This is a genomic window from Bacillus sp. EU52 (assembly GCF_037964975.1).
Taxonomy (GTDB): domain Bacteria; phylum Bacillota; class Bacilli; order Bacillales; family Bacillaceae; genus Bacillus; species Bacillus subtilis.
The window spans coordinates 2,415,519-2,427,036 of record NZ_CP150177.1 but is presented as its reverse complement, the minus strand read 5'-3'; the positions used below and the strand labels follow the sequence as shown (position 1 = coordinate 2,427,036).

14 protein-coding genes and 1 riboswitch are annotated in these 11,518 nt (G+C 41.9%); of the genes, 9 read left to right on the top strand and 5 right to left on the bottom strand.

What is annotated here, in order from left to right:
- Position 1 precedes the first annotated feature (1 nt).
- The 3 genes from comGF (at position 2) to NSU05_RS12350 (ending at position 1,010) form a co-directional block, all read left to right on the top strand.
- Positions 2-385: a ComG operon protein ComGF gene (gene comGF, locus NSU05_RS12360; RefSeq protein WP_038429292.1), complete on the top strand. Its 384-nt coding sequence runs from the start codon at positions 2-4 to the stop codon at positions 383-385.
- Positions 386-760, top strand: coding sequence for a ComG operon protein ComGG (gene comGG, locus NSU05_RS12355; protein ID WP_015714252.1), 375 nt, complete (start codon positions 386-388; stop codon positions 758-760).
- A 70-nt stretch (positions 761-830) separates the two neighbouring features.
- A complete protein-coding gene (locus NSU05_RS12350) occupies positions 831-1,010 on the top strand; it encodes a YqzE family protein (protein WP_014480252.1) in 180 nt (59 codons plus the stop codon).
- Between the two features lie 41 nt (positions 1,011-1,051).
- Here the strand turns inward: NSU05_RS12350 and NSU05_RS12345 are convergent, their stop codons facing one another.
- Positions 1,052-1,378, bottom strand: a complete 327-nt coding sequence (locus NSU05_RS12345; protein ID WP_003246051.1) for a YqzG/YhdC family protein — start codon at positions 1,376-1,378, stop codon at positions 1,052-1,054.
- Between the two features lie 271 nt (positions 1,379-1,649).
- On the opposite strand from NSU05_RS12345, the gene tapA reads away from it, so the two are divergent.
- The 3 genes from tapA to tasA all read left to right on the top strand — a co-directional run bounded on the left by tapA (position 1,650) and on the right by tasA (position 3,816).
- Positions 1,650-2,411: an amyloid fiber anchoring/assembly protein TapA gene (gene tapA, locus NSU05_RS12340; RefSeq protein WP_015714251.1), complete on the top strand. Its 762-nt coding sequence runs from the start codon at positions 1,650-1,652 to the stop codon at positions 2,409-2,411.
- Positions 2,395-2,967: a signal peptidase I gene (locus tag NSU05_RS12335; protein WP_003230181.1), complete on the top strand. Its 573-nt coding sequence runs from the start codon at positions 2,395-2,397 to the stop codon at positions 2,965-2,967. The genes tapA and NSU05_RS12335 overlap by 17 nt, the downstream gene beginning before the upstream one ends.
- 63 nt (positions 2,968-3,030) lie before the next feature.
- A complete protein-coding gene (tasA, locus tag NSU05_RS12330) occupies positions 3,031-3,816 on the top strand; it encodes a biofilm matrix protein TasA (protein WP_014480250.1) in 786 nt (261 codons plus the stop codon).
- Positions 3,817-3,908: 92 nt separating this feature from the next.
- On the opposite strand, the gene sinR is transcribed toward tasA, so the two are convergent.
- From sinR to NSU05_RS12310, 4 genes are all read right to left on the bottom strand, one after another.
- Positions 3,909-4,244 carry a transcriptional regulator SinR gene (gene sinR / locus NSU05_RS12325; protein ID WP_003226345.1) on the bottom strand — a complete coding sequence of 112 codons (336 nt, stop codon included), beginning with the start codon at positions 4,242-4,244 and terminating at the stop codon, positions 3,909-3,911.
- 33 nt (positions 4,245-4,277) lie between these two features.
- Positions 4,278-4,451, bottom strand: a complete 174-nt coding sequence (locus NSU05_RS12320) for an anti-repressor SinI family protein (RefSeq protein WP_003230187.1) — start codon at positions 4,449-4,451, stop codon at positions 4,278-4,280.
- 182 nt (positions 4,452-4,633) lie between these two features.
- Positions 4,634-5,428: a YqhG family protein gene (locus NSU05_RS12315; protein WP_003230200.1), complete on the bottom strand. Its 795-nt coding sequence runs from the start codon at positions 5,426-5,428 to the stop codon at positions 4,634-4,636.
- A 20-nt stretch (positions 5,429-5,448) separates the two neighbouring features.
- A complete protein-coding gene (locus NSU05_RS12310; RefSeq protein ID WP_003230203.1) occupies positions 5,449-7,122 on the bottom strand; it encodes an SNF2-related protein in 1,674 nt (557 codons plus the stop codon).
- Between the two features lie 168 nt (positions 7,123-7,290).
- Positions 7,291-7,392: riboswitch (glycine riboswitch) on the top strand.
- Positions 7,393-7,563: 171 nt separating this feature from the next.
- Between NSU05_RS12310 and gcvT the strand changes: the two genes are divergently transcribed.
- Genes gcvT through gcvPB form a run of 3 tightly spaced genes read left to right on the top strand, consistent with a single transcriptional unit; the run spans position 7,564 to position 11,487 of the window.
- Positions 7,564-8,652, top strand: coding sequence for a glycine cleavage system aminomethyltransferase GcvT (gene gcvT, locus NSU05_RS12305; RefSeq protein ID WP_015714248.1), 1,089 nt, complete (start codon positions 7,564-7,566; stop codon positions 8,650-8,652).
- Between the two features lie 29 nt (positions 8,653-8,681).
- A complete protein-coding gene (gene gcvPA / locus NSU05_RS12300) occupies positions 8,682-10,028 on the top strand; it encodes an aminomethyl-transferring glycine dehydrogenase subunit GcvPA (protein WP_029317920.1) in 1,347 nt (448 codons plus the stop codon).
- Positions 10,021-11,487, top strand: coding sequence for an aminomethyl-transferring glycine dehydrogenase subunit GcvPB (gcvPB, locus tag NSU05_RS12295; protein ID WP_015714246.1), 1,467 nt, complete (start codon positions 10,021-10,023; stop codon positions 11,485-11,487). The genes gcvPA and gcvPB overlap by 8 nt, the downstream gene beginning before the upstream one ends.
- Positions 11,488-11,518 lie beyond the last annotated feature (31 nt).

The window sequence follows — 11,518 nt, the reverse complement described above, 5'->3', positions numbered from 1 at the left end:
TTTGCTCATATCAGGATCGTTAGCTGCGATTTTCCATCTGTTTTTGTCTCGACAGCAGGAACATGACGGTTTCACACAGCAAGAATGGATGATTTCGATAGAACAGATGATGAATGAATGCAAGGAGTCACAGGCAGTTAAGACAGCCGAGCATGGGAGCGTGTTAATCTGCACCAATCTTTCCAGACAAGACATCCGTTTTGACATTTATCATTCAATGATAAGAAAAAGAGTGGATGGCAAAGGGCATGTTCCGATTTTAGATCATATTACTGCCATGAAAGCTGATTTTGAAAATGGTGTTGTTTTGCTGAAAATTGAGAGTGAGGACCAAAAAGTGTATCAAACTGCTTTTCCAGTCTATTCGTATTTAGGAGGGAGGTGAATGTATCGTACAAGAGGGTTTATTTATCCAGCAATTCTTTTTGTGTCAGCGCTTGTGCTGTTAATCGTGAACTTTGCTGCTGCTCAATATATTTCACGCTGCATGTTTGAGAAGGAAACAAAAGAGTTATACATAGGAGAGAATTTGCTTCAAAATGGGGTGCTTCTTTCGATTCGGCATGTTCTAGAGGAACGGAAAGGCCAGGAGGGGACGGAGCAATTTCCATATGGACGGGTTTCTTATTACATTCATGATACATCGATAAAAGAACAAAAAGAAATCAACTTAAGAGTGTCAACGGAGTCGGGAACAGAAAGAACTGCACAGATCGTGTTTGACCAAAAACAGAAAAAGCTGCTGAGATGGACAGAATAAAACAGTGTAAAGGGTATAAAAAAAGTCATGTGAGACAACACTCATAATAATTGAATGATGAGGTGATCACGTGAAAACGAATGATTATGTTAAATATATGACGCAGCAATTTGTCAAATATATAGATACTCCGAGAGATGAGCGAAAAGAACGAAAAGAGGTGCGGAAAGAAACAAAAACGCCTGCTTCCCAGCAGTGGTTCGGTATTTTACCCTATGGCTTCCGACTTTGGCTGAAACGGAAAAAATAACCGCAAATAAATGAATAAGGTCCTTCAAAAAATGGAGGACCTTATTGATATTCTTCTAATATGGCAATTTTATTGACCTTTTGGCTATAAGGATCAAATGAAATCGTTACAAAAACGCCGAATTCTTTTGACCCTTCCCTCAGAGTTAAATGGTATTGCTTCACTGCTTCATCTTTTCTTTTACGGTCCCATACTTTTTGTTTGAACAGTACCTGTGCGAGCGGGTACCTTTTTTTTGCTTCTTTTACAGCAATCTCTTCCCATTTGGACATGTGGCGGGCGGTTACAAGCGGTGTTTCTTCTGCGTGAGCGGCTGTGGTGCCAAAGACGAGAAGAGATAGACAAATCACACATTGTTTGATCATCATGCTGTCACCCTTTCTTTGTTTATTATTACCAAATAATAATGGGATATGCATTTAAATTCTCACATAACAATCCCAAAAATTTCTAAAAAATTGAAAAAATGAGTAATACTGAGCAAGACTTTGTAATATGATGAAAACATTCTTTTAAACGAACGAAATGGGCGATTTTGGTGTTTTTAAATCTATAAATCGTTGATTATACTCTATTTGTGAAGTTCTTTAAAGAGAACGATTGTCATATCAAGTTACAGTGTTTTACAGGAGGTAAGATATGTTTCGATTGTTTCACAATCAGCAAAAGGCGAAGACGAAATTGAAAGTTCTGCTTATCTTTCAGCTTTCAGTCATTTTCAGTCTGACTGCCGCAATATGCTTACAATTTTCCGATGATACAAGCGCTGCTTTTCATGATATTGAAACATTTGATGTCTCACTTCAAACGTGTAAAGACTTTCAGCATACAGATAAAAACTGCCATTATGATAAACGCTGGGATCAAAGTGATTTGCACATATCAGATCAAACGGATACGAAAGGAACTGTATGCTCACCTATCACCTTATTTGCTGTGCTCGAAAATATAGGTGAGAAACTTAAGAAATCAAAGTGGAAGTGGGAGCTTCATAAGCTTGAAAATGCCCGCAAACCGTTAAAGGATGGGAACGTGATCGAAAAAGGATTTGTCTCCAATCAAATCGGCGATTCACTTTATAAAATTGAGACCAAGAAAAAAATGAAACCCGGCATTTATGCATTTAAAGTATATAAACCTGCAGGCTACCCGGCAAACGGCAGTACATTTGAGTGGTCGGAGCCTATGACGCTTGCAAAATGCGATGAAAAACCGACAGTCCCTAAAAAAGAAACAAAGTCGGACGTCAAGAAGGAGAATGAAACAACACAAAAGGATATACAGGAAAAAACAATGAAAGAAGAAACATCTCAAGAAGCTGTAACCAAAGAAAATGAAACTCAATCAGACCAGAAGGAAAGCGGGGAAGAGGATGAAAAAAGCAATGAAGCTGATCAGTAATATTTTATACGTGATCATCTTTACTCTTATTATTGTGCTGACACTTGTCGTGATTTCAACACGTTCATCCGGGGGAGAGCCGGCGGTGTTTGGGTATACGCTGAAATCAGTTCTGTCAGGTTCGATGGAGCCGGAGTTCAATACAGGTTCCTTAATATTGGTAAAAGAAATCGCTGATGTGAAAGAGCTTCAAAAAGGTGACGTTATTACATTTATGCAGGATGCAAATACGGCTGTCACCCACAGAATTGTTGACATAACAAAGCAAGGAGACCATTTGTTATTTAAAACAAAAGGTGATAATAATGCAGCAGCTGATTCAGCGCCTGTATCGGACGAAAATGTTCGCGCGCAATACACAGGTTTTCAGCTTCCATATGCAGGCTATATGCTTCATTTTGCCAGCCAGCCGATTGGAACGGCTGTATTATTGATTGTTCCCGGCGTGATGCTGTTAGTGTACGCTTTTGTGACGATCAGCAGCGCCATTAGAGAAATTGAAAGAAAGACAAAAGCCTTGGAAACAGATACAAAGGACAGCACCATGTCTACTTAACTTCAGTTGTAAACCTGGCAACAGGTTTCGATATAAAATCATTCAATAAAAGGGGAGTTTACCATGGGTATGAAAAAGAAATTGAGTTTAGGAGTTGCTTCTGCAGCACTAGGATTAGCTTTAGTTGGAGGAGGAACATGGGCAGCATTTAACGACATTAAATCAAAGGATGCTACTTTTGCATCAGGTACGCTTGATTTATCTGCTAAAGAGAATTCAGCGAGTGTGAACTTATCAAATCTAAAGCCGGGAGATAAGTTGACAAAGGATTTCCAATTTGAAAATAACGGATCACTTGCGATCAAAGAAGTTTTAATGGCGCTTAATTATGGAGATTTTAAAGCAAACGGCGGCAGCAATACATCTCCAGAAGATTTCCTCAGCCAGTTTGAAGTGACATTGTTGACAGTTGGAAAAGAGGGCGGCAATGGTTACCCGAAAAACATTATTTTAGATGATGCGAACCTTAAAGACTTGTATTTGATGTCTGCTAAAAATGATGCAGCGGCTACTGAAAAAATCAAAAAACAAATTGACCCTAAATTCTTACATGCAAGCGGTAAAGTCAATGTAGCAACAATTGACGGTAAAACCGCTCCTGAATATGATGGTGTTCCAAAAACACCAACTGACTTCGATCAGGTTCAAATGGAAATCCAATTCAAGGATGATAAAACAAAAGATGAAAACGGGCTTATGGTTCAAAATAAATATCAAGGCAACTCCATTAAGCTTCAATTCTCATTCGAAGCTACACAGTGGAACGGCTTGACAATCAAAAAGGACCATACTGATAAAGATGGTTACGTGAAAGAAAATGAAAAAGCGCATAGTGAGGATAAAAATTAATAACAGCCATAAAAAGAGACGGCCCAGTATTCATATACTGGGCCGTCTCGATGGTTATTGACAAAAGAGGAGTTAGTGCCTCTGCTCAGGCACTACTCCTCTTTTTGGGATTTTCTCCATTTTTGATAATCTAAAAATTCACGAAATTGTTTTTTCGATACCCCGGATGTCATCGCATCGCGAACCAATTTCTCCCATTCACTATCTAATTGACCATCGTATTCGGTTTCATGTTTCTCATCGAGCAAAGTATGAACCGAGACGTCCAGAACAGCGGAGACTTTTTCGAGAAATTGAATGGAGGGGTTCGTTTGTAGATTTCGTTCTATTGAGCTTAAATAAGACTTCGCTACCCCAGCTTTTTCAGCTAGTTCTGATAGTGAGTAGCCTTTTTCTTTACGGTATTGTTTAATACGCTGGCCAATCAATGTCATCACCTTCCTTGTGATATTATAGCACATTCAGAAAGGATTTACGGTATGACTTCTGGCTGCCGGACCAGGATGAGCAGACTTTTTGTTTAAAAGTAAATATTTTCGTATTTCTTCCGGGCTGATATTTGCCTCTTTGGCTTCCACCATTAATTCAACCCATTCTTGATCCAATTCAAAGTGCTCTTGTTTTGCATTCTTCATGCAGTTTCTCCTCCTAAAATACTTGTTTATGTATTTCAGCCAGTCCGGCCATGACTTATTGTATGCTTCATTAGTCTCTGGAAGTCATTTGCCATTAAATCACCAGAATTTTTTTCCAATATACCTTTATTATAATCGTATTTTCTCAAAAAAAACGAGAATGATGTCGAATGGTAAAAAAGTTAGCTTGAAATATTATTTTGCAGATAAAACAATCCGCCATTTTCAATTTCAACTGATATCTTTGGTTGATACAAGGTTTTCAGCGCCTGTTTTTCTAGATGGTATTCTTCTGGTTTTTCTTCTATATGCTCGTAAAACTTATCAAGCAATGTCATATCATTCTTCCACCTGTTAACCGCCTGTTCCGCCCAGTCGGATGGCTCCTGCATAGCGGATTTGGAAATATAGTTTTCCATACGCTTAAGTCCGCTTTCTGGTTTGATCATAGGTGAAATGGTGAAGCAATAGTCACATATTTGAGACGTCAGTGAAAACTGGGTCAGCTTGCTTTGAAAATCTTCAATTATCGTTCCAGAGACTAGGTGAAGACCTAGTGACAATAACTTATCCTTTTTCATGTCGGACTGGTATGAAATCGTGACATTTATACCAAGCCAAGGCTGAAGTGGGACTTTAGCTCCGGCTGATTCAATTTTCTCATACATTCTGGTAAATCTCCCATTTTGTTTAACAGCTTTAAATATTTGAAAAAGACGCGGGGCCCCAAAATATATAAATTCACCATCTAGGTCTTTTGGCGCATTTTCTTTATCTGTAATAAAAGTGATTTTCATTGGATTCGGATCACCGCCTGTCTTCTCGCGCCAATGCCAGTAGAAAGGGCGGTTCATGATTTGTTTGTCCATTTCAACTGTAAGCTGCACTGTCATATAGCCTAAGCCTTGATCGACGATTTGGCAGCTGTTTGCTTGAAAAAAACGCAGCAGAAAATCGTGAACCTCTTGCTGTCTCACTAATAAAACCTCCTTACAGGCTAAGATCCTCTTTTTTCAGCAGGCTGCTGTTTTTTATAAGACAAAAATGAGGTTAAGTTATCCATTTTTATTTTCATTTCTTCTTCTGTTGCTGAGTGATACAAAATGTCATGCAGATGCTCTTCAAAATTGTTCACTTGAATTTTCGTTAAAATATCATCAAGTTCGCCGACCACTTTTTCAAACAAATGAATTTTTTCATATAAAAGCTTTAGAATATGCTCTTCCACCGTATGTTTTGTCGCCATGTTATAAATGTGCACGTCACGCTCCTGCCCGAGTCTGTGAATTCTTCCGATTCTTTGCTCAAGTCGCATCGGGTTCCATGGCAGGTCATAGTTGATCATATGATTGCAAAATTGCAGGTTAATTCCCTCACCGCCTGCTTCAGTTGCAATAAGGACTTGGATTTTCCCGCGGAAAAGATCCTTCATCCAGTCTTTTTTCCCACGTTTAAATCCGCCTCTAAACGGCACAGAACTGATGCCGTTTTGCTGAAGAAACCACTGCAAATAAATCTGGGTTGCACGGTATTCTGTAAAAATGATGACCTTATCGTCGATTTTTTTGATCAAATCAACGACTTGAAGCGCTTTAGAGTTTTGTGTCACTTGATTGATGCGATCTATTAAAACTGAAATCGTATCCTCATCAATGGCAGGTGCTTGTTTCTCTTTTTGATCTAGCATCTTTTTCAGCGTCATATACACCGCTTCTCTGCTCGAACAGCATTCTCTTTGCAAGGTCATAATCGAGAACATGCTGGCTGGTTTATTGATACTTTCCTTCAAGCGAGAAATTTCATCATAAAGCGCCTGCTCTGATGGAGAAAATTGAATCGGCACTGTTTCAACATGGCGCTGTTTCCAATTCAGCCCTGTATCATGCCGCCTGTTACGGATCATGACTTTATTCACAAGATCTTTTAAATGTTCATGCGCTTCTAAACTGGATTTCTTCTTGGCGAACTCCTCCTGAAAGTGATTCTGACTGCCTAAATGGCCGGGTTTTAATAAGGACACCAAATTGAAAATCTCTTCGATACGGTTCTGGATTGGCGTCGCGGTAAGAAGCAGGCAATATTTTTTTACGAGATTCCGGACAAATTCATAGTTCTTCGTTTTGCTATTTTTCAGTTTGTGTGCCTCATCAATAATGACAAGATCATATGGGATAGACAGAACGATTTCTCGATGGGGCGAGCGCTTCGCGGTGTCTATTGATGAGACGACAATATCGCATTGCTCCCACACATAGCTTTTCTTTTGTTCAACAGCCGGAATCAAAAATTTTTCCTGAAGCTCTTTGACCCACTGTGACACAAGGGAAGCGGGCACAAGGATCAAAATTTTTTTTGCTAATCCGCGAATCATATATTCTTTTAAAATTAAACCGGCTTCCACCGTTTTCCCGAGACCAACCTCATCTGCTAAAATCGCTTTCCCGTTCATTTTTTCAACCACTTTTTGCGCCACTTCAAGCTGGTGGGGGAGCGGCGTAAAGGAAGGCAGATATAAAGGAGCCCGTAAGCCTTCAAAATCTGGAATTGCTAATGTTTTCTGGATTTCTGCAGAGAGCTTGTACAGTTCCCAGTTTGCCCAAGGGCCATCGTTTTTCAGTCTTTCAGCAAATTCTTCAGGCCATTTTGCATCGTAGATCATTTCTGTATTCATTGCTTTGAAACCGCCTTTCTAATTCTTCGATTCTTAAGATGAATAATATAAGAAAAATCTGCCCAAATTGCTGTTGCCCAGCATATAGTGATGATGGTAGGATATGAGTATGTATTTGATGTAAGATATTGCTATAGTATGTCCATAACAGCATGAAAATATGAGCGAATGACAGCAAGGGGAGAGACCTGACCGAAAACCTCGGGATACAGGCGCCGAAGGAGCAAACTGCGGAGTGAATCTCTCAGGCAAAAGAACTCTTGCTCGACGCAACTCTGGAGAGTGTTTGTGCGGATGCGCAAACCACCAAAGGGGACGTCTTTGCGTATGCAAAGTAAACTTTCAGGTGCCAGGACAGAGAACCTTCATTTTACATGAGGTGTTTCTCTGTCCTTTTTTGTATGTTTTTTAGCTGCGCCGTTGATAAAGGGGAGGAATTAGATGCTGAAAAGAACGCCGTTATTTGACCTGTATAAGGAATATGGAGGAAAAACGATTGATTTCGGAGGTTGGGAGCTTCCTGTTCAATTTTCTTCTATAAAAAAAGAACACGAGGCTGTCCGAACTGCAGCCGGTTTGTTTGATGTATCTCATATGGGAGAAGTCGAAGTGTCAGGGAACGACAGTCTGTCTTTTTTGCAAAGATTGATGACAAATGATGTTTCCGCGTTAACGCCAGGCCGTGCTCAATATACAGCGATGTGTTACCCGGATGGCGGAACCGTCGATGATTTGCTTATCTATCAAAAAGAAGAGAACCGCTATCTGCTTGTCATTAATGCTTCTAATATAGATAAAGACTTGGCTTGGATGAAAGAACATGCAGCAGGTGATGTACAGATTGACAACCAGTCAGATCAAATCGCGCTCTTGGCTGTACAGGGACCGAAAGCAGAAGCGGTCTTAAAAAATCTGACAGATGCAGATGTGTCTGCATTAAAGCCGTTTGCGTTTATTGATGAAGCCGATATCAGCGGCCGCAAAGCACTTATTTCACGCACTGGCTATACGGGAGAAGACGGGTATGAAATTTACTGCCGCAGTGATGATGCTATGCATATTTGGAAAAAAATCATCGATGCAGGGGATGCATACGGATTGATTCCATGCGGTCTTGGTGCACGTGATACACTCCGGTTTGAAGCGAAGCTCCCGCTCTACGGTCAGGAGCTGACCCGGGATATTACACCGATTGAAGCAGGTATAGGCTTTGCTGTAAAGCACAATAAGGAGTCTGACTTTTTCGGTAAGTCAGTATTGAGTGAACAAAAAGAAAACGGAGCGAAGCGCAAACTTGTCGGTCTCGAAATGATTGAAAAAGGGATACCGCGGCACGGATATGAGGTTTTCCAAAATGGCAAGTCTGTCGGAAAGGTGACAACCGGCACGCAGTCACCGACATTAGGGAAAAACGTCGGCCTTGCCTTAATTGATTCGGAAACAAGTGAGATCGGGACTGTTGTAGATGTAGAGATTCGCAAAAAATTAGTGAAAGCAAAGGTTGTCAAAACACCATTTTATAAACGCTAATATTTTTTCTTGGAGAGAGGAGACAACACATGAAGCACCGTTATTTGCCCGCAACAGAAAAGGATAAACAGGAGATGCTTGCTACTATCGGCGTAAGCAGCATCGATGATTTATTTGCTGATATACCGGAAAACGTCAAATATAAAAAAGAGTATCAAATCAAAAAAGCGAAATCAGAAACAGAATTAACAAGAGAACTGACAAAGCTGGCCTCTAAAAATCGTGATACCGTACAATACGCTTCTTTCTTAGGAGCGGGTGTATATGACCACTATCAGCCTGTCATTGTGGATCATGTCATTTCGCGCTCTGAGTTTTATACCGCATATACGCCTTATCAGCCAGAGATTTCACAAGGAGAGCTCCAGGCTATTTTTGAATTCCAAACGATGATCTGTGAACTGACAGGCATGGATATCGCCAACTCCTCGATGTATGACGGCGGAACAGCCTTGGCAGAAGCAGCAATGCTTGCTTCAGGCCACACGAAAAAGAAAAAAATTGTTGTGTCAAAAACCGTGCATCCTGAATCGCGAGAGGTGCTGAAAACGTACGCAAAAGGTCAGTATATTGATGTTGTTGAAGTACCCGCTGCGGATGGCGTTACGGATCTTGATGCATTGCGCCAAACCGTTTGCGAGAACACAGCCGCAGTGATCGTTCAGTACCCGAATTTTTTCGGCAGGATCGAGCCGCTAAAGGATATTGAGCCTATCGCTCATCAAGGGAAATCCATGTTTATTGTTTCAGCTAACCCGCTGGCGCTAGGTCTTCTCACTCCGCCGGGCAAGTTTCAGTCTGATATCGTCGTCGGTGATGCGCAGCCTTTCGGCATTCCTTCAGCATACGGCGGCCCGCATTGCGGCTTTTTTGCCGTTACTAAAAAATTAATGAGAAAGGTGCCGGGCCGTCTCGTCGGACAAACGGAAGACGAAAACGGAAAAAGAGGCTTTGTGCTTACCCTGCAAGCCAGGGAGCAGCATATCCGCCGGGATAAAGCAACATCAAATATATGCTCGAACCAAGCTTTAAATGCGCTGGCAGCATCAGTGGCCATGACTGCTCTCGGAAAAAACGGCGTAAAAGATATAGCCCGCCAAAATCTCTTAAAAGCCAACTATGCAAAGCAAGAAGCAAAAAAAGCAGGCCTTACTGTTATGTTTGACGGGCCGATGTTTAATGAATTTGTCATCAAACTGGATGAGCCGGTGAGAGCTGTGAACAAGCGTTTGCTGGCAAAAGGCATGATTGGCGGATATGATCTTGGGTTGACGTATCCGGAGCTGGACTGCCATATGCTGATTGCTGTAACGGAGCTGAGAACAAAAGAAGAAATTGACGCACTCATTCAGGAATTGGGGGATCGCCATGAGTAATCAGGACCAGGCACTTATTTTTGAACTTTCAAGAGAAGGCCGAATCGGCTATAGTCTGCCGGAGCTCGATGTACCGGAAATCGAATTGGGGGACCTCTTGTCAGACACCTATATTCGTGACGAAGACGCAGCGCTGCCGGAGGTTTCAGAGCTGGACATCATGCGCCATTATACAGCGCTGTCCAAACGCAATCACGGGGTGGATTCCGGTTTTTATCCTCTTGGTTCTTGCACGATGAAATATAATCCGAAAATCAATGAAAAAATCGCACGTATTCCTGGTTTTGCTGCGATTCATCCTCTTCAGGATGAAGACACGGTGCAAGGCGCATTAGAGCTTTTATATGATTTAAGCAAACACCTTGAAGAAATAACGGGAATGGATGAGGTTACGCTTCAGCCTGCTGCCGGAGCGCACGGCGAATGGACGGGGCTGATGATGATCCGTGCCTATCATGAAGCTCGCGGGGATTTCAAGCGGACGAAGGTCATTGTCCCTGATTCCGCGCATGGGACGAATCCTGCATCAGCAACAGTAGCAGGCTTTGAAACCGTTACGGTGAAATCGAATGAAAAAGGGCTTGTTGATTTAGAGGATTTAAAAAGAGCAGTGAATGAAGAAACTGCAGCTCTTATGCTGACGAATCCGAACACGCTCGGCTTGTTTGAGGAGCAGATTACAGAGATGGCGGAAATTGTACACCAAGCGGGGGGGAAACTGTATTATGACGGCGCTAATTTAAATGCCGTTTTAAGCAAGGCGAGACCTGGTGATATGGGATTTGACGTGGTGCACCTCAACCTGCATAAAACATTCACAGGCCCTCATGGCGGCGGAGGCCCCGGCTCAGGCCCTGTCGGCGTAAAACAAGATCTGATTCCTTATTTGCCAAAGCCAGTTTTAGTCAAAAAAGAAGGGCGCTTTACGTTTGATTATGACCGCCCTCATGCGATCGGCCGTGTGAAGCCGTATTACGGCAACTTTGGCATTAATGTGAGAGCGTATACGTATATTCGCTCCATGGGGCCTGACGGATTAAAGGCTGTTACTGAGAACGCAGTGTTAAACGCCAATTATATGATGAGAAAACTCGCGCCTTATTACGATCTTCCGTTTGACCGCCATTGCAAGCATGAATTTGTATTATCAGGGAAGCGGCAGAAAAAGCTGGGAGTGCGTACGCTTGATATTGCAAAACGGCTGCTTGATTTCGGCTATCATCCGCCGACGATTTATTTCCCGCTTAATGTTGAAGAATGCATCATGATCGAGCCGACAGAGACCGAATCAAAGGAAACACTGGACGCGTTTATTGATGCTATGATTCAAATCGCAAAAGAAGCGGAGGAGAATCCGGAACTTGTTCAGGAGGCCCCGCATACAACGATTGTAAAAAGAATGGATGAAACAAAAGCGGCGAGACACCCGGTGCTCAGATACGAGGCGGTAGAAAGATAAATAAAAACAGCTGTCTACCAGACAGCTGTTT

Excerpts from the sequence above, each read along its gene's own strand:
- comGG (WP_015714252.1), top strand. The coding sequence starts at position 386 with ATGTATCGTACAAGAGGGTTTATTTATCCAGCAATTCTTTTTGTGTCA.
- NSU05_RS12345 (WP_003246051.1), bottom strand. The coding sequence starts at position 1,378 with ATGATGATCAAACAATGTGTGATTTGTCTATCTCTTCTCGTCTTTGGC.
- tapA (WP_015714251.1), top strand. The coding sequence starts at position 1,650 with ATGTTTCGATTGTTTCACAATCAGCAAAAGGCGAAGACGAAATTGAAA.
- NSU05_RS12335 (WP_003230181.1), top strand. The coding sequence starts at position 2,395 with ATGAAGCTGATCAGTAATATTTTATACGTGATCATCTTTACTCTTATT.
- tasA (WP_014480250.1), top strand. The coding sequence starts at position 3,031 with ATGGGTATGAAAAAGAAATTGAGTTTAGGAGTTGCTTCTGCAGCACTA.
- NSU05_RS12320 (WP_003230187.1), bottom strand. The coding sequence starts at position 4,451 with ATGAAGAATGCAAAACAAGAGCACTTTGAATTGGATCAAGAATGGGTT.
- NSU05_RS12310 (WP_003230203.1), bottom strand. The coding sequence starts at position 7,122 with ATGAATACAGAAATGATCTACGATGCAAAATGGCCTGAAGAATTTGCT.
- gcvT (WP_015714248.1), top strand. The coding sequence starts at position 7,564 with ATGCTGAAAAGAACGCCGTTATTTGACCTGTATAAGGAATATGGAGGA.
- gcvPA (WP_029317920.1), top strand. The coding sequence starts at position 8,682 with ATGAAGCACCGTTATTTGCCCGCAACAGAAAAGGATAAACAGGAGATG.
- gcvPB (WP_015714246.1), top strand. The coding sequence starts at position 10,021 with ATGAGTAATCAGGACCAGGCACTTATTTTTGAACTTTCAAGAGAAGGC.